The sequence below is a fragment of the Kosakonia oryziphila genome (assembly GCF_900094795.1).
Lineage (GTDB): Bacteria > Pseudomonadota > Gammaproteobacteria > Enterobacterales > Enterobacteriaceae > Kosakonia > Kosakonia oryziphila.
Window position 1 is genome coordinate 14790 of sequence record NZ_FMBC01000001.1, and the last position, 21149, is coordinate 35938.

22 protein-coding genes and 1 pseudogene are annotated in these 21149 nt (G+C 50.6%); 10 read left to right on the plus strand and 13 right to left on the minus strand.

Annotated elements, in window-relative coordinates; translation table 11 throughout:
* Positions 1–147: 147 nt before the first annotated feature.
* Entirely contained in the window at positions 148–1563 is a 1416-nt protein-coding gene (locus GA0061070_RS00085) for an aminotransferase-like domain-containing protein (RefSeq protein WP_090132559.1), read from the minus strand.
* Between the two features lie 176 nt (positions 1564–1739).
* On the opposite strand from GA0061070_RS00085, the gene GA0061070_RS00090 reads away from it, so the two are divergent.
* The 4 genes from GA0061070_RS00090 to GA0061070_RS00110 all read left to right on the plus strand — a co-directional run bounded on the left by GA0061070_RS00090 (position 1740) and on the right by GA0061070_RS00110 (position 4518).
* A complete protein-coding gene (locus GA0061070_RS00090) occupies positions 1740–1904 on the plus strand; it encodes a DUF1127 domain-containing protein (protein ID WP_090132562.1) in 165 nt (54 codons plus the stop codon).
* 89 nt (positions 1905–1993) lie between these two features.
* Positions 1994–2602, plus strand: a complete 609-nt coding sequence (locus GA0061070_RS00095) for an ATP-dependent Clp protease proteolytic subunit (RefSeq protein ID WP_090132565.1) — start codon at positions 1994–1996, stop codon at positions 2600–2602.
* A gap of 385 nt (positions 2603–2987) precedes the next feature.
* Positions 2988–4040, plus strand: a complete 1053-nt coding sequence (locus GA0061070_RS00105; protein ID WP_090132573.1) for a DUF1176 domain-containing protein — start codon at positions 2988–2990, stop codon at positions 4038–4040.
* A gap of 61 nt (positions 4041–4101) precedes the next feature.
* Positions 4102–4518, plus strand: coding sequence for a FosA family fosfomycin resistance glutathione transferase (locus GA0061070_RS00110; RefSeq protein WP_090132576.1), 417 nt, complete (start codon positions 4102–4104; stop codon positions 4516–4518).
* A 138-nt stretch (positions 4519–4656) separates the two neighbouring features.
* Here GA0061070_RS00110 and GA0061070_RS00115 read toward each other — a convergent pair.
* From GA0061070_RS00115 to GA0061070_RS00135, 5 genes and pseudogenes are all read right to left on the minus strand, one after another.
* Positions 4657–5019 (minus strand): annotated as a pseudogene (locus GA0061070_RS00115) (2-hydroxyacyl-CoA dehydratase); the annotation flags it as partial.
* An 87-nt stretch (positions 5020–5106) separates the two neighbouring features.
* The gene (locus tag GA0061070_RS00120) at positions 5107–6387 is read right to left on the minus strand and encodes a DUF445 domain-containing protein (RefSeq protein WP_090132579.1); all 1281 of its coding nucleotides are present in this window, start codon (positions 6385–6387) and stop codon (positions 5107–5109) included.
* Positions 6388–6427: 40 nt separating this feature from the next.
* Positions 6428–7072 (minus strand): LysE family translocator, encoded by a 645-nt coding sequence (locus GA0061070_RS00125; protein ID WP_090132582.1) that lies wholly within the window; start codon positions 7070–7072, stop codon positions 6428–6430.
* Positions 7073–7120: 48 nt separating this feature from the next.
* A complete protein-coding gene (locus tag GA0061070_RS00130; protein ID WP_090132586.1) occupies positions 7121–7891 on the minus strand; it encodes an AraC family transcriptional regulator in 771 nt (256 codons plus the stop codon).
* A gap of 44 nt (positions 7892–7935) precedes the next feature.
* Positions 7936–8832: a LysR family transcriptional regulator gene (locus tag GA0061070_RS00135; RefSeq protein WP_090132590.1), complete on the minus strand. Its 897-nt coding sequence runs from the start codon at positions 8830–8832 to the stop codon at positions 7936–7938.
* A 379-nt stretch (positions 8833–9211) separates the two neighbouring features.
* On the opposite strand from GA0061070_RS00135, the gene GA0061070_RS00140 reads away from it, so the two are divergent.
* From GA0061070_RS00140 to GA0061070_RS00150, 3 genes are read left to right on the plus strand one after another with little or no spacing between them, the layout of a single operon-like run.
* The gene (locus GA0061070_RS00140; protein WP_090132592.1) at positions 9212–9895 is read left to right on the plus strand and encodes a nucleoside recognition domain-containing protein; all 684 of its coding nucleotides are present in this window, start codon (positions 9212–9214) and stop codon (positions 9893–9895) included.
* On the plus strand, positions 9888–10355 hold the full coding sequence (locus GA0061070_RS00145; RefSeq protein ID WP_090132595.1) for a YjiG family protein: 468 nt from the start codon (positions 9888–9890) through the stop codon (positions 10353–10355). Before GA0061070_RS00140 ends, GA0061070_RS00145 begins: the two co-directional genes overlap by 8 nt.
* A gap of 24 nt (positions 10356–10379) precedes the next feature.
* A complete protein-coding gene (locus tag GA0061070_RS00150; RefSeq protein WP_090132599.1) occupies positions 10380–11483 on the plus strand; it encodes a M20 peptidase aminoacylase family protein in 1104 nt (367 codons plus the stop codon).
* Position 11484: 1 nt separating this feature from the next.
* On the opposite strand, the gene GA0061070_RS00155 is transcribed toward GA0061070_RS00150, so the two are convergent.
* Positions 11485–11793 carry a VOC family protein gene (locus GA0061070_RS00155; RefSeq protein ID WP_208598141.1) on the minus strand — a complete coding sequence of 103 codons (309 nt, stop codon included), beginning with the start codon at positions 11791–11793 and terminating at the stop codon, positions 11485–11487.
* Between the two features lie 62 nt (positions 11794–11855).
* Here GA0061070_RS00155 and GA0061070_RS00160 point away from each other — a divergent pair, with 62 nt between their 5' ends.
* Both GA0061070_RS00160 and GA0061070_RS25405 read left to right on the plus strand, forming a co-directional pair.
* The gene (locus tag GA0061070_RS00160; protein ID WP_090132600.1) at positions 11856–12113 is read left to right on the plus strand and encodes a polymorphic toxin type 44 domain-containing protein; all 258 of its coding nucleotides are present in this window, start codon (positions 11856–11858) and stop codon (positions 12111–12113) included.
* Positions 12114–12249: 136 nt separating this feature from the next.
* The gene (locus GA0061070_RS25405) at positions 12250–12516 is read left to right on the plus strand and encodes a hypothetical protein (RefSeq protein WP_244153017.1); all 267 of its coding nucleotides are present in this window, start codon (positions 12250–12252) and stop codon (positions 12514–12516) included.
* A 410-nt stretch (positions 12517–12926) separates the two neighbouring features.
* Here the strand turns inward: GA0061070_RS25405 and GA0061070_RS00170 are convergent, their stop codons facing one another.
* From GA0061070_RS00170 to GA0061070_RS00180, 3 genes are all read right to left on the minus strand, one after another.
* Complete coding sequence (locus GA0061070_RS00170) at positions 12927–13226, minus strand: phage holin family protein (RefSeq protein WP_090132604.1); 300 nt, start codon at positions 13224–13226, stop codon at positions 12927–12929.
* 14 nt (positions 13227–13240) lie between these two features.
* A complete protein-coding gene (locus tag GA0061070_RS25910) occupies positions 13241–13531 on the minus strand; it encodes a glycoside hydrolase family protein (protein WP_090132606.1) in 291 nt (96 codons plus the stop codon).
* 155 nt (positions 13532–13686) lie between these two features.
* Positions 13687–15489: a glycoside hydrolase family 18 protein gene (locus tag GA0061070_RS00180; protein WP_090132610.1), complete on the minus strand. Its 1803-nt coding sequence runs from the start codon at positions 15487–15489 to the stop codon at positions 13687–13689.
* A gap of 360 nt (positions 15490–15849) precedes the next feature.
* On the opposite strand from GA0061070_RS00180, the gene GA0061070_RS00185 reads away from it, so the two are divergent.
* The gene (locus tag GA0061070_RS00185) at positions 15850–16401 is read left to right on the plus strand and encodes a winged helix-turn-helix domain-containing protein (RefSeq protein WP_090132613.1); all 552 of its coding nucleotides are present in this window, start codon (positions 15850–15852) and stop codon (positions 16399–16401) included.
* A gap of 1067 nt (positions 16402–17468) precedes the next feature.
* Here GA0061070_RS00185 and yjiA read toward each other — a convergent pair.
* The 3 genes from yjiA to GA0061070_RS00200 all read right to left on the minus strand — a co-directional run bounded on the left by yjiA (position 17469) and on the right by GA0061070_RS00200 (position 20978).
* On the minus strand, positions 17469–18425 hold the full coding sequence (gene yjiA, locus GA0061070_RS00190; protein ID WP_090132616.1) for a GTPase: 957 nt from the start codon (positions 18423–18425) through the stop codon (positions 17469–17471).
* A 10-nt stretch (positions 18426–18435) separates the two neighbouring features.
* The gene (locus GA0061070_RS00195) at positions 18436–18639 is read right to left on the minus strand and encodes a YbdD/YjiX family protein (RefSeq protein ID WP_007373011.1); all 204 of its coding nucleotides are present in this window, start codon (positions 18637–18639) and stop codon (positions 18436–18438) included.
* 185 nt (positions 18640–18824) lie between these two features.
* Positions 18825–20978: a carbon starvation CstA family protein gene (locus GA0061070_RS00200; protein WP_090132619.1), complete on the minus strand. Its 2154-nt coding sequence runs from the start codon at positions 20976–20978 to the stop codon at positions 18825–18827.
* Positions 20979–21149 lie beyond the last annotated feature (171 nt).

Consider the following 21149-nt stretch of genomic DNA (forward strand, 5'->3'; position numbering starts at 1 on the left):
TACAACGCGTTTTACTATTTCAGAAAACCTGATGTCGCGTGATGAAACGCTTTTTGGCGCAGTAACCGATTACTTTTTATCACCTACCTTTACACCCCTGTCGGCGCTCGCTCCGTGCTGCTTAGGGCATTTTTTGGCAAAAATTCCTCACTCCTCCAGCGCGGCGTAAATCGCTTCGCCTAACTGTTTGATCACTTCACGGTTTGCATCGCTGAGCGGCAAGGCGCAGTTCAACCGCAGGCAGTTTCGATATTTACCGGAAGCGGAGAACAGAGAGCCGGGCGCAATCTGGATTTTCAGACGACAAAGCATGCGGGAAACGCAAACCATATCCACTGTTTCCGGCAGTTCGACCCACAGCAGATAGCCGCCCTGTGGGCGCGTCACACAGATCCCGCAGGGAAAATACTGGCGCACCCAGCAGGTATACGTTTCCAGATGCTGCTGGTAAATCTGACGCATGCGGCGCACATGGCGGTGATAGTGGCCATCGCGGATAAACGCCGCCATCGCCAGTTGCGGGCCGGGCGTGTTGGTGCCAATAGCGGCATATTTTTTGTGCAACACACGGTCGAGATAACGTCCTGGCGCAATCCAGCCCACCCGCAAACCCGGTGCTACGGTTTTGGTGAAGGAGCTGCACAGCAGCACGCGGCCATCGATATCCAGAGATTTGATGGTGCAAGGCCGTGGGTAAACTGCCGCCAGCTCGCCGTAAATATCATCTTCAAAAATCACAATGTCGTGGCGTTGCGCCAGCGCCAGCACCGCTTTTTTGCGCGCTTCCGGCATGATAAAACCGAGCGGGTTATTGCAGTTCGGTACCAGGATCACCCCTTTAATTGGCCACTGTTCCAGCGCTAACTCCAGTGCTTCGATGCTGATGCCGGTTTCAGGGTCGGTCGGAATTTCAATAGCTTTAATATCCAGTCCACGCAGCAACTGCATGGTGCCGTAATAGGTAGGTGATTCAACAGCAATAATATCGCCCGGCTGGCAGACAGCCAGCAGCGCCAGCGACAGCGCGGGGTGGCAGCCGCTGGTGATCACAATTTCATCAGCGGTGATGGCAGCCCCGCCATCCAGCATCAAGCGGGCGATCTGTTCGCGTAATTCGCGACGCCCAGGCAACGTATCGTAACGTAGTACGTCCTGAAATTGATGTTGCACCACGCGCTGCATGTCCCGCCACAGCGGTTTAAGCGTCGGTTGAGTGATATCCGGCGCACCGCCGCCGAAGGTAGCGAGTGTTTTGTCTTCGCGCCCTTCCAGCAGCGTCAGCACTTCGTCCCACTGTGTGACATCCACCGGGCGCTGAACCGGGCGTGACATTGCCGGGACGGGCGGCTTCGCTTTGCTTGGCGCAACAAAATAGCCGGAGCGCGGCTGCGGGGTGATCAATTGCAGATTTTCCAACACCTGATAAGCCTGCTGTACGGTACTGATACTGACGCCATGCTCCTGGCTGAGGTTGCGCACCGAAGGCAACTTTTCGCCGTGGCGATATAAACCTTGTTCAATACGCCCGGCCAGCAGGGTAGCCAGATGTTGGTAGCGGGTCATGCTGTATCCTTTTTATATGCCATACAGATTTAAAAACCAGTACAGATTTGCGGAAATAATGCCGTTCAGATGCTGTTTTAAGCGATCTGTATGTTAAAGAAAAGTATTTTCTGAATCTGTATTGCGGCGCAGGATTACAGAGAAAATGGGGCTCTGTTCAGGCGAGGAGAGCACCAATGGAATTTTTTGAAAATCAACACAGAGGCCCTTTTAGCGGGCTTATTTTTCTCTGGCGTAAGTTTCAGGCCCTGCGCTTACGCTGGCAAACGCGCAAGATTTTGCGCGCGTTAAGCGACAAGCAGCTTAAAGATCTCGGGCTGCGCCGTGAAGAGCTGGGTTAATGATAGAAAATGCGGGGATAACATCTTGTTATTTCCGCCCCTTCTGCGTTGGGCTATGCTTAGCTCCATAACCTGAAGGGAGAAAGCAGATGCACTTTATTAACAGCAACGATGAAGACGATAAAAAAGAAGAGAAGGGCGGCAACGTTTCACAACTGATGCAGCAAAAGCTGCTGGATGCCCGCTCCATCATTATCTCCGGCGAGATCAACCAGGCGCTGACCGAGAAAGTGGTCACCCAGCTTTTGCTGTTGCAGGGCATCAGTGACGCGCCGATCAAGATCTATCTCAACAGCCAGGGCGGTCATGTTGAAGCGGCCGATACCATTCACGATATGATTAAGTTCATCACCCCGGAAGTGCATATTATCGGCACCGGATGGGTGGCCAGCGCCGGGATCACCATCTTCCTTGCGGCGAAAAAAGAGCACCGCTACGCGCTGCCGAATACCCGTTTTATGATCCATCAGCCGCTGGGCGGCGTGCGTGGTCAGGCGAGCGATATTGAGATTGAAGCCAAAGAGATCATCCGCACGCTGGATCGTGTTAACCAATTGATCGCCGATGCCACTGGGCAGCCGGTCGAAAAAGTGAAGCAGGATACCGATCGTAACTACTGGATGAACACCAAAGAAGCGATCGATTACGGCATCGTTTCCCGCGTAGTGAAATCCTACAGCGACCTTAACCTCGCTTGATCTATACCCTAAATAATTCGAGTTGCAGGAAGGCGGCGACGCAGTGACAAATTCGTCGGGAACGAATTTGCCCAACCGAAGGTTGGCCTCCGGTGAGAGACAGGATGTCTCTCAGTAATCCCCAGGAGCTTACATAAGTAAGTGACTGGGGTGAGCAACAAATCTGCCGGGAGCAGATTTGAACGCTGTAAGCAGCGGCCCCGAAGGGGTAAGGCTCAGGGATGAGCCGAATAAGAAAGCCAACACACATGCAGCTTGAAGTATGACGGGGATATTGGGGCGGGAAATGTTTCTCGCCTCATTTCGCTGTATCCCGCCAAAATACACTTCTCCCCACTCGATAATTTCTGCACACTGTCAACATTTCTCATTATGGAGTGATGACATGAACAGTGGTATCAGGGCGGCTCTGATGATGGCAGCGACGCTGAGTGCGTCGGCGCTGGCGGAGCAGTCGGGCATCTCATTTGATCATAAAGACTGGGAAGTGGTCTGCGACAACACGCTTACCTGCCGTGCAGCAGGTTACAGCGCGGAAGAGGAAGCCAGCGGATCGGTACTGATCACCCGTAAAGCCGGGCCGGACGAGCCGATTAGCGTGGATGTTGTGCTGGCCGAGATGGATGCGGATGAAACCGCGCCGCAGGCGGCGCTCTCGCTGTGGATCGACGACAAATCGCAGGGCGAAATTGCTACCGAAGATAATGATACCTGGCGCCTGTCGGATGCACAGGCGCACAGCATGATTGACGCAGTGAAAGGCAGCGGCAAAGTGGAGTTCAAAGGTGCGGCAAAACCTTTTGTGCTCTCCAGCGACGGTGCGTATGCCGTATTGCTGAAATTTGATGATGTGCAGGGACGTGTCGGCACGCCGGGCGCGCTCAGTAAAAAGGGCGATAAAGCCGAAAACACGGTGACACCCGCGGTAGCAGCGCCGGTAATTCAGGCGGCAAAAGTAGAAAGCGGCGAAGACCGTGCGCTGACCGCAGCCGAAGTCAATGCGCTGAAGCCGCGCCTGCTGGCGGCGCTCCCAAATAATAACGAGTGTGAAGGTCTTGCATCGCCGCAAGAGCCGGTCATTGATGGCGATAATGACGTTACACTGACGCCGCTTGACCGTAAGCATGTCCTGATCTCTGCCCTTTGCTGGCGTGGCGCGTACAACGAAGGTTACGGCTACTGGGTGCTGGATAAGGCCTTGAAAGGCAACCCGCAATTTATCACCAATGCGGCGTCCGACTATGCCGACGGCATCATTTCGTTGGGGCAGCGCGGTCGTGGTATCGGCGATTGCTGGGCCTCTGCGGAGTGGGTGTGGGATGGCGAAACCTTCCGTAAAAGTAGTGAATCCACCACCGGCATGTGCCGCTATATTCGCGCGGGCGGCACCTGGGATCTGCCGGAGTTCGTCACCGAGGTGAAAGAGGTGAAGTACTGAACACTGCGTTTGTCCGCTCAGCGCAGTGTTTACCGGCGCCACAGCAGAAAGGAGTTAAACCATGTTGAGCCATTTCAATCACCTGACACTTGCGGTCAGCGATCTTGCCCGTAGCGTCGATTTTTACCATCAACTGCTCGGGTTGAAACTGCACGCGCGCTGGGACAACGGCGCTTACCTTACCTGCGGTGAACTGTGGCTGTGTTTGTCGGTGGATGCGCAGCGTGAATTTGTTGCGCCGCAGCGCAGTGATTACACCCATTATGCCTTTAGCATTAGCGAAAGCGATTTCGCCGGGTTTGTTGCGCGCCTCGAACAGGCTGGCGTTGTAAGCTGGAAAACCAACAAAAGCGAAGGCGACTCCTGGTATTTTCTCGATCCGGACGGACACAAACTCGAAGCGCACGTTGGCAACCTCGCCCAGCGGCTGATGGCCTGCCGCGAGAAACCGTACAAGGGAATGGTATTTTTTGATTGAAGCCGTTCCGGTGTGCGCTTTTCACAATCCATGGTCTGGCTGTTGTACTTTATATTGAACCGCTTCGAAGCAACACGGTTTGTGATTGAGGTGCCGTAAGGCGACGCCGCCCTCCGGCGAATTACACCACCTGCGTGAAAATCTCGCCCTCACAGCGATAAACCGCCTGTAGCCGTCGCAGGTGGTTTCGCCCACGACCAGATCGGAAAAGTAGAAGTAGGGACATTTGTCGGTTTTACCGAAGCCGTAGCTGCTCTTGATTAACGGGCAGAGGTTGCGCGGCAGATCTTTTTCCGCTTCTTCAATGGCTTCATTGTTGGTGGAACAGAGCGAAACCACTACCGCTCCGGCGGTCATGGCGATCTCTTACGGCATAAATGTACAGTAGGTGCCGACCAGCGGAATCCCCTGTTCTTTCAGATCCATCACGGTGAGAAAGCCTTTCTGGCGGGCGGCGGAGAATTGCTCGAAAACATCCGGGAGTGCGGTGATAAGCGACATAATTTTCCTTCCCCGTGACACGGGAGATGATAAAAAGATGTCGCATTATAACCGTGGTAAATGTGTGGTTTTGTTGATCGCGGCGGCTCAAAAAGAAGAAAAGTGCAGCAGCATAGGCAACTGCGACAACAGATAAAGGATCAAGCCAATGCAGCCGCCAACCAGCGTGCCGTTGATACGGATAAATTGCAGATCCTTACCAATATTCAGCTCCACCTGGCGCGACATATCCCGCGCGTCCCAGCTTTTTACCGTGTCGCTGATATGGCGTGTTAAAAAAGCGGCAAAATCAGGCGCGACGCGATACGCCGCCTGCTCCAGATGTTCATTCAGCGAGGCGCGCAGTGCAGCGTCCGACAGCAGGGTTTCACCGAACCACTGCCCGGCATCGCTGATACGTTTTTTCATGCGCGAGTCAGCGGACTGCATATCCGTTTTCATCCAGCCGCGCAGATCTGCCCACATCTCGCCGACATAGCGGTTAAAGGCTTCGTCATTTTTCAGATACTCTTTGATGTTGTCTGCGCGCTCGGCGATTTCCGGATCGGTTTTCAGATTGGCGATAAGCTTGATGGTTGCGCGATCAAAGGCCTGGCGGATCTGATGCGCGCGATCTTCGTTAATATCATCCAGCAGTGAATTTACCGCCTCGGAGACCAGATCTGCACTCTGTTCGCTGAGCCATTCCGTTGGCAGCAGCTTTGCTTTCATCGGGTGATCGGTCTCCAGCCAGTGCACAACCTGGCGGGCAATAAAGGTACGGGTGCTCTCCCGCTGTAGCAGAGCGATAAACTGGGCGATTAAGGTATCGAGCAGCTTCTGGTGTCGATTGTTGCGCGTCAGGCTCTCCAGCATGATGGCGCTGGTTTCAGTCAGATCGACTTTATCGATAGCTTTATGCACCGCGCGGCGCAGCAGGCGCTGAATGCGGGAGTCATCGGCCATTTCCAGAAAACCGCTCATCACTTGCAACAGATGCTGGCCGACGCGCTGCGCGTTTTCCGGCTGGCTAAACCAGACGCCGATCATCTGCGCCGGTTGATGACGCTGGATCAGCGCCACCAGCGATTGCGTATCGAGAAACTTCTCCTGCACGAACTGGCCAAGATTGTCGCCGATCCGATCTTTATTGCGCGGGATAATCGCCGTATGGCGGGAAATAAACGGCAACGGCACGCGATGAAACAGCGCCACCACAGCAAACCAGTCCGCCAGCGCGCCAACCATTGCCGCTTCAGCAATGGCTTTGATCCCGCTCACCCAGAAACCTGGCGGCAGGAACAGCGTAGTGATAAACGTTGCGGCTGCAACCAGCAACAGCGAGAGCGCCAGACGCTTGGCGCGCTTTAGTTCGGCTAATTTTTCCATGGCTTAAGCATATAACCCAACGACAGATTCATGCAAAAGGTTAAATCGCAAGCAGATCCCGCAGTAATCCAGCAAGGATCCACACCCCAAATACCATCAGCACTACGCCAGCACTGCGTTCTACCCAGTAGATGCTGCGGCTCAGACGTTGCTGCACGATGGGCTGGCCAATCAACGTGACCAGCGCCAGATCCCATAACAGCACCACCAGCACCATCCAGATGCCACTTACTGATTGCTGAAGCAGCGTCACCTCCGGCCCCAGCAGCGCGGTCATCAGCGCAAGATAAAACAGCGCATTTTTCGGGTTCAACAAAGCGGAGCCAAGGCCAAGCAGGCACTGTTTCCGCCATGATGGGCACTGCTGCTGCGCGTGTGTGATGTCCAGCGTTTGCGGGCGGCTACGCAGCAAATGGGCGCCAATCCATAGCAAATAGCACGCACCGAGCAGTTCGATGGTGGTGAACAGCGGAGCAAACTGGCGCAGGGCGCTGGATCCTATAATCACCAGCACAATATAGAGTGCATTGCCGGTGGCGATACCAACACACAACCCGGCGCTGCCGCGCAGGCGGTAACGAATGGCAAAGCCGATCAGCAAGAAGAAATCCGGACCAGGGCTGAGCAGCGCAACAAAATGTGCCAGCGCTAGCGCGGGAAAAGCAGAGGGAAACAGCGATTCCATAGCGACCTCAACAGGAAAAACAGAGGTCACCGTAGCGCAGAGGGGGCGCTATTTATTGTCGGATATTGATCGAGCGTACTGGCGCGGTGTGGCGGCGGTGTAGTTCACAAAGGTGTGGTGAAAGTGGCTCTGATCGGCAAAACCGCTCTGGTAGCTGACATCGGCCAGCGCTTCCCCGGCACGCAGGCGGCTTTTGGCAAACTCCACGCGGGCGATATTAAGAAAGCTGCCGGGTGTCAGGCCGGTGTCCTGCTTAAAGGCACGGATCAGCGTCTCTTTGCGCAGCGAAAAACCGTACGCCAGCGCATCCAGTGTCGGCGGCGATTGCAGATTATTGGTTAACGCCGCCTGCAATTGCTGGCTAAGCGGACGCAGCGCGGAAGGATGGTTGCCGTTGCCGGGCAGTGCGTTCAGCAAATGAGCGATGGCCGCCGGTAACTCCCGTGTTTTCCCGTGCTCTATAAGCTCCACAATTTGCTGATACTGGTGGAAAAGTTGTGGGTTTCGGATCATCTGCAATGTTGGTTCAGGTTGCGGGCAGATTTCCTGGGTCAGATAAAGCATATGGTAGCTACGTGGTTGCCCGGCAAGTGGATTGCAACTGTGCGACGTTAAGGCCGGAATGACAATCAGATCGCCCACTTGTAGCAGATATTCCTGTTGATGGCAGACGCAGCGGGTTTGTCCGTCGAGTATCGCGCCAATAGACAGTTGCGGATGGCTGTGGCGTTTATAAGCCTGCTGGCTGCGCCAGGTGCTGCGCAACTCAACGCCGGGCAGACGGCGGAATGTTTGTTGAATATCGCGAATGATCGACATAGCTGCCCCGGTGAGTGATCTGATTTCAGGTATATCACAGACGGCTATTTGTCGCTAAACGCATTGCGCAATAACTGCCACATATGGTGGGCCGCCGGGGTAAAGCGGCGGTCGGAGTTACGCAGCAGATGGCACTGCGCGCTGCTGGCAATAGGATGATTGAGCGGCACGGCAACCAGCGATCCCTGGCGAATAGGATCGGCGGCGGCATAAGCGGTCATAAATGAAATACCAAGCCCGGCCTGGCTCATGCTCATGGCGGTGGAAAACTGGTTGCAGCGGTACGCCGGGTGAAACTGCAACCCCTGGCTTTTAAACATCGCATTCATATGGCGTTGCAGGCCAAAGTTTTCTGTCAGCGCGATCAGCGGGTAATTTGCCAGTTCTTCAACGGTGATACTGCTGCGCCCGGCGATCGGATGCTGCGGTGACACAACCGCGCAAATCGGCCCCCACTGGAAGCTGTGGCGTTTGAGTTCTGGCGTGCCGATTGGGCCGAATGCCAGCGCCATATCGGCTTCGCCGCTGACAATGTCATTGAGCATCTCCTGCATACTGCCTACCACGATATCGACAAACACCTGCGGATAAGATTGGGCAAATTCACGCATCACGCCTTCGATAAAGGCAGTGATCAGCCCGCCGCCAATGCGAACCGAGATCGTGCCGCCGCGCATATGGCGCAGATCTTTTAGCTGGCTTTCTAGTTTCTCCCGCCGCTGGCGGCTGGCGAAATAGTCCTCAGCCAGCATGCGGCCAGCTTCCGTCAGTACCACGTTTCGTCCGCGCCGCTCCAGCAATGGTAGCTGGAGTGAGCGTTCCAGTTGGGCTATCTGACGGCTGATCACCGACGGATTGATACCGAGGATATCCGCCGCGCGGCGAATGCCGCCCTGGATGCCCACTTCATACAGATAGCCGACCGGTTTGTCCTGAAACATACGCCGTTTTCTCTCTCAACTGTTGACCAGAAAGCAACAATAACATCCATTTGCAGGCATTTATCATGCCGGTTTAATAGAGATAATCAAATTAAAGCTTAATTTATTCTGTCGGGAGGAAATGAAAAACAATATCGATAGAATCGCACCAAAACGGTGCCCGAAAATGGTGAGAGATTATTTTATTGGGGCAGTGTCAGGGCTTAATTAAATAATTTTTCGCGAACTTTGCTTTTTATTCTCTGTATTTTTTGGGAAGGTTTTTTATTGTGTTAAAAAATGCAATGCCAGCTATTTATTTTAGCTTTTAGTTATTCAGGCACGGATCCTGCTTATTCATGCACTATGGTCATCTAATTTATATTTAAAGAGAGATGTTATGAGCGAATCTAAAATGCTGGAACAACCGGCAAAAGAAGAGGCAAACGAGTGGAAAGTAGGGCCGGGTGCCTGGATCTCCTTGATCATCGTGCTGCTGGTCTTTTCTGGTTTCTTTTTTAAAGTGGATGGGATGGCGTGGCTGGGCGCTTTCGACTTCACCACGCTGGGCGGTAGTTTTGGCACCATGAAGTCGCCGGAAACCAGCACCTTTATCGGCAGTGGCGGCATCAGCGCCAAAGCGGGTTTCCTGTTCGCGCTGTCGCTGGTGCCAACGGTCATGCTGGCGCTGGGTCTGCTGGAGATTTTCACCCACTATGGCGCTATCCGCGCGGCACATAAGTTACTGACGCCGCTGCTGAAACCGCTGCTTGGCATTCCGGGTTACACCGGGCTGGCGTTGATCACCGACCTGCAAAGTACCGATGCCGGTGCTGCGCTTACCAAAGAGCTATACGACAGTGGAAAAATTGCTCGTAAGGATGTTGTGATTATGGGCGCGTGGCAATATTCCGGTGCCGGATTAATTAATAATTACTTCTCGATTGGTTCGGCGATGTTTGCCTCATTAACTATTCCGATCATTATTCCGCTGGTCTTAATGTTTGTCCTGAAATTCATTGGCGCCGCTGTGGTTCGCCTGACATTAAATACTGTCTATAAGAGAGATTTCGACCATGAGTAATACTGCCAAAGTCTCCGGTAACCCGTTTGATATTTTCGTTATCGGCGCACGTAAAGGTTTTAATATTGCCATTAATAACCTGATGCCGAATGTCGTAATGGCCTACGTGATTGCCGAAATGCTCAACTTACTGGGCGTGATGCAGATTATTGGTCATCTCTTCGCACCGCTGATGGGCGTTTTCGGCCTGCCGGGCGAAGCCGTTACCGTGCTGCTCACCGCCTGGCTCTCTTCTTCCGCAGGAACCGGCGTCGCTATTAGCCTGCTGAGTAAAGGGCAGCTTGATGTCGGGCAGATCACCATTCTCGCCCCGGCCATCTTTTTAATGGGTTCGCAGCTACAGTATATGGGCCGCCTGTTGGGTGTGGCCGATGTCCCGAAGAAGTACTGGCCGTTATTGATGGTCGTCAGCATTCTTAACGCGATTATTTCTATGTTGGTTATGCGCGTTATTGCCTGAGTAAAGAATACCAAGGAGTAAGACGTGTCACGCACATTAGAACACTTTAATTACCTGCATCAGATCCCGGAACTGGGCTTCGAAGAGTACAAAACCTCCGCCTATATCGCAGGCGCACTGGAGGCAGCGGGCTACCAGGTCACGCGCCAGGTGAATAACACCACCGGTATCGTGGCCGTGCTGGACAGCGGCAAACCCGGCCCGGTGCTGGCTTTGCGCGCCGATATGGACGCGCTGGGACATATCCTCAATGGTGAGCATGTCGCGCGCCATACGTGCGGCCACGATGGCCACTCTTCCGTGGTGCTGACTACCGCTCAGGAAGTGATGGCTGAAGGTGTGGTGAAAAAGGGTAAGCTTAAGTTTATCTTCCAGCCGGCCGAAGAACTGGGCACCGGAGCGATTGCCCTTACCGAGGGTGGCGTGCTGGACGATGTCGACATGCTGCTTGGCTTCCACCTGCGTCCGCTGGAAGAGTGCCCGATGGGGCAGGCTGTTCCGGCGATGTACTATTCAGCATCTGCCACCGTTGAAGTGATGTTCCACGGTAAAGCCGCCCACGCTGCGCGCCCGCATTTAGGGGTGAACGCGCTGGATGCTGCGGCACACGCGGTGCAGGCGGTAAATGGTATTCACCTTGCGCCGTCACTGACCTGGAGCGCGAAAGCCACGCGTTTTCTCTGCGATGCCGGGGTGACGAACTCCATTCCCGATAAAGCACAGGTGTGCTGGGATCTGCGTGCGGCGCAGAACGAATCCATGGATACACTAAAACAGCAGGTGCTGCGCGCTATCGAAAGCAGCGCTGCGGCGTATGGCGCACGGGCGGAGATCCGCATTCTGAAAGAGATGCCTGCCGCCATTATTAATGATGAGGCCACGGAGGTGGTTTCCCGCGCTATTCGCAGCGTGTTTGGCGACGCCGGATTGACGGAGCCGAAATCAACGCCAGGTAGTGAAGATTTCTTCCACTACTTGCGTCTGCGTCCGCAAGTGAAAGGTGGTTTCTGGGGACTGGGCGCTAACCTGACGCCGGGGCTGCATCACCCGGAAATGCACTTTGACCGCGAAGCATTAGCGCTCGGTGTGAAAGTGTTTAAAGCCTGTGTGCAGGATGTGCTGGGCTGAGTTACGGCTCCCGGCGGCGCAGTAAACACTTCGCCACCCGCTGCGCTTCCTGCTGTGATGGCCCCGGCATTTCAAACAGCTCAATGCCGGGACTATGCGCGAGTTTCCACATCCTCACCGCTTTCACCACCGTGCCCGGCACCAGGCATAACGTCCTCTGTTGCGCGTCGTTATCACGATCGTTATATTCCAGCGAAACGGACCGATAAATCAGTTCGGCGCTCAGCGCCTGGGGGAGAAATTGCGTGGCTTCTTTGATATCCGGAGCGGTAATACCAATATGATCGATCCCGCGAATGGCCTGCTGCATACTGCCTCTTGTGATGTTCATCATATAAGCATAGCGCAGTGTGATTTAATAAAATAAATTGAGTGCAGTCACCGCGGGATTATAAGCAAAAGGACAGAAATCTGGCGAACTTTGAAAATTTTAACTATGGTGCTACAGGGTTTGCGGCAGGAATACCGGAAGCGATACTTTTCATGGGGGCTGGTTTTGCACAATCCCGAGCAAAAACATCAAGGCCGAATTGGGGAGCATGGTATGGTAAATTCCCGTACGGAGATGATCCTCGCGATCAGTTTTGGATAAAACAAGGAATTTATTATGCGCGCCAGCATGGTTATTAAATGGCTACATAGAATGACAACTGCGAGTTTGCTTTTGCTTGTGGGAGGTTATCTGGCATATCAATATATTATGAATAGTTCTTCAGATGACGTCCTGGCAGGTAAAAGATAGCTTTCTGAAAATATTACTCTGTATGTGACTAGATATGAGGGTGGTGGGGCTACGGTATCTGAAATTTATCGTTATTACCTCGGTGACGATCGCCAGACGCTGAAGCAACTGAATGAAAGTGAACCTTTTCTGGTGTCTGATAACGGTGCTGCTACGGTTAGCGCTTACGGTAATACCGTGAATATTACGCTTACCGGGAGAATTTATTCGTTTACTAATTCAACGCTATTTTACTCGCAGGGTGTTGCCGTGATGCCGGTCATCAATCTTAACGCGAACGGCGTACGTTAATCCCCTTTCAGGACACAAGCCTGTGTCCTGAATTGCAGTGCTTCATGCACTATCGTGATTCTGGCGAGATATCAATATAACTGTAAGTATCCGATATAAATAGGGGAGCTAAGAGCCTATCCCTGTAGGTGTATATTGTTGCAGCCAGTTTGGACACGGATAGCGCACAACAACCGGAGCGTACACTCAGTACGTGAGGATGACTCGCTTCGCTCGCCCTAAAGGGCCGCCGCAAGCGGCGTTCAAAATGTTATGGCATTTTGTGTGAGCACTGCCCAGGACCAAAATGGCAAATAAAATAGCCTAATGGGCCAGGCTCTAAATATTTCAGTGCGCCCCCTGGTGGTAGATATATATAATAGATCATAATTAACATCTTTATAATATCTGAAAAAATATATTGATATTTATTATTTTTTTATAATGGAAAAAAAGCGCATCTGAATTTCTTTTAGCAACGTTCCACCTATAGTACCAGCGACACCAGATATAAATAGTGTCATAATAGGAGATAATTTGTATTCAATACAAATCAGGCCGCCCAGGAATCCGGTGAAACCGGCAACCAAAACCTGACCAAGAAAAAACGTGAAACCTCGACCGTCAAGCTTATTAGAGGTACAGTCAATAAAGTAGTTAACTGTGCCTCCAATAATTGAAATGCCAATTAAGGATAGCGTTATGTTTTCTTCATTAAGGTTATATAACATGATTCTCTCCAGTTTTAGCGAAGGAAAAGTTTACGTTCTCGCTTACGTCTTTTTAGCAAATCTTTCATTATCATACCTCCAATATATATCCATGAAGTAAAAGCATTAACAGCATCACGATACAATTCATTATTCAGAGAACGGAGCAATATTGATGGGTGATTATCCTTTAAGATGATTACTCTACTTTTAACCCCTTCCTTCCCAGGGCCAACATTAAAAATACAAGACAGTAAGGCATCACATTGGTTTTGATTTAGCGGAGCCTTAACTTCATGGTTGATTAGTCCTTCGAATATAGCAATATGCCGTTAAACTCAGGCCTTCTTCTTTAATGAATTCAATATAATTGTCAGAGATTGTCATAATTTACCCCGTACAATTAAAGTCATTATCTTAATTTGGTAGGTGGGCTCCAGGGCCCGCGAAAGCTGGCCCTGGAAGTACTTACCAGATCATATTAGATCTTTGTCCATGGTTTGGCATCTCCGGATGCGGCACCGGTGGTTGATGGCAGGCCTGGTTCCGTACCTGCACCTACCCACCATTTCGCCAAATAGTTGCTTCCCTTATGACTAACCTTAGAGCCACCCACATAGTTAATGGTGGCATCCCAGGCTTCATAATGAGTCCCTACGTCGGAATCGTCTTCCGTTTCTGCCTCATCTTCTGTTGTTGTCTCTTCATCTTCATCAATATCAGGATAGTCCGTTTCAGAATCGGGGTTCGATGCTACGTTCTCACCTTCGAAGTAGAATGGGGCCATATCGATAACCTGCTTAACGATCGGACAACCCATCCCTTCGCGTGCCGCATTTACAAGCACCCCATTATCCTGCTCAATAGTCCAGGTAAACAGGCCTCCCAACCCATTTTCGATAACATAACGCGCTTTTTCGCGGACCGTGCGGGGAGTATCGATAGAGTGGAAGACCTTGAGCTCCGGATTGTAAAGATAATCAGCACAGGCCTTCTGATCGGTATAAACACGATAGCCATTACGGCCGCTCTGATTTTCCAGATCAAGATAGTTATTGATCACATCATACCATTCCACACAACCGGACTCGAAGGTACCCACTGTTGTACCGTTGCCATCGTAGGTTCCGTGCAGCGGGGAGAATGATGAAATCTCTGCGCCTTTAGCACTACGTGAATACCCGGCATAGCCAACATTAATATTTTCAGGATCCACACCTTCTTCCAGCAGATATTCCACCGCTTCTTGCAGGCTGAACTCAGAATGTTCGGTTTTATACAGGTTGGTATGGTTGGCCAAACTTTTGGCCCATGGGGTGCCAAAGAAGTCATAGGTCATCACATTAATTCCGTGCAAACCAGCAGCGAGAAGTCCTTTTACGTTGGAATACTTCAGCAGATCAGGATTTGCTGAACAAGCAATACTGATCTTCACCTGATTCATACTATGTTTATCAAGTGTGCTGCGAAGAATACTAATTAGTGTTACGTAGTTCTCACCGTCCTCTGGGCCGTGCGGGTTACCGTTACCCGAACCATTAGGATATTCCCAGTCAATATCGAGTTCGGAGAACATCGGAAAACGTTTAATAAAATCCACAATGCTGTTTGCAAAGGTCTGGATACCGTCTTTCTTTTTTGCCAGTTCGTGGAATGCGTGACTCATGGTCCAGCCACCGATACTAAACGATAGGGCTAGCTCGTGCCCTTGCTGTAGTGCTTTTTTCTGGAGATCGCGCAGTCCGCCAAATACACCTTGAACCTGCTCCTGATAGAACGTATCCATGTTAGTGCCGTCGTTATAAGTCGCGCCCGGACCGAACCCCATTGGTTGCCAACCCTGGAAACCGTTATTGAACGCGGCCTGACAATCACCCCATGGATCAAGGATCGTCATTTCATTGGTTTTTTTGCCGGTCCATGCTGCCGCCTGCTCGATCTTTGATTTATTTTCCCCTTGATCACCCACAATACCCATAAAGCCGATAATAATTTTGTCATATGCTGTTGGATCCAGAAGCGTTAGATCAATACCACGGCCTCGTTGAGCTGCTGGGATCTTACCGGTTTTATCTTCAGCTGCACGTTTATCGTATTGTGACCAGTCTGTATAATAACCAAAAACTTTTGGTTTATTAGATTTATTATATTTATTATAGACTCTTTTCATTACCCTTCCGGAGGTGTAACTGTATTTTGAGTCATTCGTTTTAGGTGAGAAATTATCCATTTCATAGGACTGCTCAGTATAAGTATCTTTTTGTATTAATTTACTGTTAGACATTTTGGTTCCTTTCTTTGGATTTTATTGGCTTAACTTGAACATCCCAAAAACCAGATTTACAGGATGTCACAATTGATACTCAAGCCAGTAAAAACTTGTTATTTTACTGGCTCGCTTCTTCTTGCAGTCAAATCATCTGTGCTTACACTCAATATATCCAGTTAATAATTATGGTAAATAACTATTAATGCCGATTTGAATAATCGAAAATATTAAACTAAAATAATTAATTATAAATAATCTATAAATCACTAACCTAAATTTTTTTAGCATGGAAAATAACCTCTAATAAAACTGAAAACGGACCACTTGGTAATACTGTTGGTGGTATGGCCATGAGACTTAATGGAGTAGCTATCGATGATTGTAATTGGTGAAAATACATACTTCGAAGAATCAATGAATAGCCTTGTAAGAGGGGATATAACAATAAAAATAAGTGAAAAGGAAAAGAAACTTCTAGTTTATTTACTTAAAAATCAAGGTAATGAGTTGAGCAAAGAACAACTTATAATTAGCGTTTGGGGTGAACGCTCATCAACTATTGTCGATGCAAATTTAACACAACTTATCTATAAGCTAAGACGTAATCTGACCGCAATTGGTGTTCTGGAACGCATAAAAACCATTCCAAGGATAGGTTATATTTACATCCCGCCACAAAAAAATTGTGAAACGGCAATCAACTTTAGTGAATATAATGGTAGCAATCTCAATTTCGGCTTTAATCTTCAAAAAAGAGCCTGCTCAAAAATATTAGTAATGACTATTTTATTTATTCCTTTCATTGTGGTGTTCGGTATTGTGTTCTATGAAAACAGGTATCATATTAAAGAAAGCGCAGATATGTTCACGCCAGTTATGAAACAAGGTATGGCAATCATTGATTCGATTCTAAAAAAAAGGAAATAATGCATTGAAATATTTAAACTATCAATGATTTCATAAATACATGATTGAGATAATGAAAATGCTGGAAAGTATCATTATTACTTAAAAAAATTGCTGTAAAAATGGGCAGATAGTATCAAAATGTCAACCGCTGTCCCTTGCCAGGACAGCGGTTTTGAATTGTTTTGTAAGTATAACTGTATGTGCACTGTGTCGAAAAATCTGGCAGCATCTCTGGTGATGATAATGCGCTATAATTAATATGAATAAGAATACATTTATGCTGGCGACAATCTGAGTTTAAAATAAATAATTTACCAACATAGGCCTTTAGGTGAAATGATCTTCATTGTAGCGTGGGAATTTTCTTCTCTCGTTTGGGTAATGAGATGAAGCATTTCCAGACGAAGATGGCTAATTAATTATATGTATTTGTAATACAAAATACTCACATAATAAATAGAAATTAATAAATCAATAAATAATGTTGGTTATTTTTAAATAAACCATGCGCCATTCATCCTAATTGCTAAAAAATAATATGTGGATATTGAGTGAGATGTTTTTTATAAAAAATATTTTTATGACTTATTAAAAAGGTATTTAAATATGAATGTACAGGTTATTTTACTTAAAAACATAAGAATGTTGCGGATCTAAATATAGCTTTAGCGGACAGGTATCGTGGCAGTATTGCCTTTCGTTGGTATGCCGTATTCTGACTTTAGGCTGTGCCCCGTAATTGGTCGAGGTGGCGACGCTGGGTACAAAGCGCGTTATCAAGGCGGAGGATGCAGGGCATATACCCTAAATAATTCGCGTTGCAGGAAGGCGGCGACGCAGTGACAAATTCGTCGGGAACGAATTTGCCCAACCGAAGGTTGGCCTCCGGTGAGAGACAGGATGTCTCTCAGTAATCCCCAGGAGTTTACATAAGTCCGTGACTGGGGTGAGCGAGGAGGTTGTGAATGCTTTAATTTCGGGAGAAAGCGTTTGTTAACCATGAGTTGGGTTGTGGTCGTTGAATCTTGATTGCCGGGTGGCGACTACGCCTTACCCGGCCTACAAAACCGTAGTCGCTTATCAGGCTATTTCTTTAGTCCCGCAAAGGCTTCGCGGATCTCCTCTTCCGGCAGTTGCACGCCAATAAACACCAGCGTGCTGTGTGGGGTTTCATCGCCCCACGGACGATCCCAGTCGGCACTGTAGAGGCGCTGTACGCCCTGGAACAGCAGGCGGTTTGGCTCGCCGTCGATCCACAGCATCCCTTTATAACGCAACAGTTTTTCGGCAAAACTCAGCAGCAGACTCTCCATCACGCGCGACACCTCGCTGATGTCCACCGGGTAATCAAGTTCCACCACAATCGAGCTAATGTCGTTCTGCTTGTCGGATATAAAATGGAAGCGCGGTTTAGTGGTAACCACGTTCTCTTCCAGCATAAATCCGTTGGTATTAAACAGGTTCGCCAGCTCAATATCACCATGAGTAACGGTGTAAATCGGCGCGCGGGCATTAATGCGGCGCAGGCGTTCGCACAGCTTTTCGCTCTCTCCAACAACGTCGGTTTTGCTCAGCAGAATGCGGTCGGCATAGCCTATTTGTGATTGCGCCAGCGTAAACTGGTTCATCTGCTCATCGGCGTGGACTGCATCGACCAGCGCGATCACCCCGTCGAGTAGATAGCGTTGGCAGAGGATCTCATGGGAGAAAAAGGTCTGAATGATTGGGCCGGGATCCGCCATGCCGGTGCATTCGATCACCAGCCGGTCGAAGGTGATATCACCGCGATCGAGGCTGTCGAGCAGATCCAGCAGCGCATCTTCCAGTTCGTTGGAGCGGCTACAGCAGATACAGCCGTTAGTCAGGGTTTTGATCTGCGTGGCGCGATCACCAATTAATTGATCGTCAACGGAAACTTCACCGAATTCGTTTTCGATGACGGCGATTTTGTAGCCGTGCTGTTCATTGAGGATATGGCGTAAGAGGGTGGTTTTGCCTGCGCCGAGGAAACCGGTCAACAGTGTGACTGCAATTGGGGTCATAACATCTCCTTTAGCAACAGCGGACACCGCCCTTGCCGTCACCGCCGTAACGCGCCTGTTGGCGTTCGCGGAAGAACTCTTCGTAAGTCATGTACGGTTTGTCGGGATGGTTGGTCTTCATATGGTCAACATAGTTGTCATAATCCGGAATACCAATCAGCATCTTTGCCGCCTGGCCGAGGTACTTTTTAGCTTCGCCTAAATTACCAAACATTATTCTTCCCGGATATATATGGTGCCCGGAGATGCAGGCGCTTTTACTTGCCATTTTGAACCCGGACAGTGCTCGCATCCTCACGTACTGTGTGTACGCTCCGGTTGCTGCGTGCTGTCCGGGCCCAAACCGTCTACGGAATCCATGTCACAGCCGGATAAGCGTAGCGTCATCCGGCATCAGGTTTAATGGTGTGAAGAGGTTTTCACGCCGCCTTCCGGCACCGGAATATACGGTGTCTCTTTGTCTGTACGCACTTTATTGTTACGTACGTTCAGCCAGGTTTTGATGCCGTAGAAGATGATGCTGTAAACCACGACCAGGAACAGAATACTCAAACCAGCGTTGGTGTAGTTGTTCACCACGATATGGTTCATATTGGCAATTTGTTGTGCAGTCAGGTCACTGCCGCCCGCGGCAATCTTCTCTTTGTACTGGTTAGCCATATACAGGAAGCCTTCCAGTTGCGGGTTGGTGCTGAACAGTTTCAGACCCAGCGCCCAGGTGGTGCACAGCAGCAGCCACATAGCCGGAACCACGGTCACCCAGATGTATTTGGTACGCTGCATTTTCACCAGCACCACTGTACCCAGCATCAGCGCCACTGCGGCCAGCATCTGGTTAGAGATACCGAACAGCGGCCACAGGCTCTTCACGCCGCCCAGCGGATCGACCACGCCCTGATACAGCAGGTAACCCCACAGACCTACACAGCCCGCTGTACCGATAACACCGGCTACCAGCGAATCGGTTTTCTTCAGGAACGGCACGAAGTTGCCCAGCAGATCCTGCAACATAAAGCGACCTGCACGCGTACCTGCATCCAGTGCGGTAAGGATAAACAGCGCTTCAAACAGAATACCGAAGTGGTACCAGAAGCCCATGTCCGCCATCGGCATGATTTTATGGAACACATGAGCGATACCGACTGCCAGCGTGGGTGCGCCACCTGCGCGGTTCAGTACCGACGGTTCGCCGATATCTTTTGCCGTTTGCAGTACTTGCTCGGGAGAGATAACAAAGCCCCAGGAGCTGACGGTGGCCGCCGCGTGCGCAGTCACATCTTTTAACTGCGCAAGGATCATCGGCGCGTTTTCACCGCCCAGTTCATGCAGGTTCGGCATGGTGATGCTCAAACCGGCTGGCGGGGTGTTCATCGCAAAGTAGAGACCCGGTTCGATAATCGATGCTGCGACCAGCGCCATTACCGCAACGAAGGATTCCATCAGCATTGCGCCATAACCGATAAAGCGCGCGTCGGTTTCGTTGGCTAACAGTTTTGGTGTTGTACCCGAAGCGATCAGCGCATGGAAGCCAGATACGGCACCACAGGCGATAGTGATAAACAGGAACGGGAACAGTGCACCTTTCCACAGCGGGCCGGTACCGTCAATGTATTGCGTAACCGCAGGCATTTTCAGTTCCGGGTTGAGGATCACGATGCCTAACGCCAGACCGACGATCACGCCGATTTTCAGGAAGGTTGCCAGGTAGTCACGCGGTGCGAGGATCAGCCAGACTGGCAACAGTGCGGAAACAAAGGCGTAACCCACCAGTGCGAAGGTGATGGTGGTGTCTTTAAAGGTCAACGCTGGTCCCCAGTACGGGTCGCGGGCAATCACGCCACCAAACCAGATGGCGGCAACCAGCAGCACAATACCGATTACTGACACTTCACCCACGCGGCCAGGACGCAGGAAGCGCATGTAGATCCCCATAAACAGGGCAATCGGCACGGTGGAGCAAACGGTGAACACACCCCATGGGCTTTCCGCCAGTGCTTTTACCACGATCAGCGCCAGCACCGCGAGGATGATGATCATAATCAGGAAACAGCCGAACAGCGCGATGGTGCCCGGCACACGGCCCATCTCCTCTTTCACCATCTCACCGAGAGAGGCGCCGTTACGACGGGAGGAGATAAACAGCACCATGAAATCCTGTACTGCACCGGCCAGCACTACGCCTGCCAGCAACCACAATGTGCCGGGCAGGTAACCCATCTGCGCGGCCAGCACCGGGCCGACCAGCGGGCCTGCGCCAGCGATAGCGGCAAAATGGTGACCAAACAGCACGTAGCGGTTGGTTGGCACATAGTTAAGGCCGTCGTTATTGATCACCGCCGGGGTTGAACGGGTCGGATCGAGTTTCATCACCTTTTGGGCGATATAAAGGCTGTAGTAGCGGTAAGCCACCAGATAGACGGAGACGGATGCAACAACGATCCACAGAGCACTAACGTGCTCGCCCCGGCGTAAGGCGATAACAGAGAGACAGAAGGCACCGATAATCCCGAGAATCACCCAGGGTATGTGCTTGAAGAGTTTTTTAGTATCCATATCAGACCTGGCTTTTTGCAGAATGAGTGAACTGGACTGGAAGTATTGTTTTGGCTAAATACTGGTAGCGATCATGACAAATTACACGCGCAAAGCGGCGATGATTTGACTCAGTGGTCAGAAACGATTGCTGAGCGGTAGAAGAGGGCGGTGAGCGGTTTCAGTGGCGCG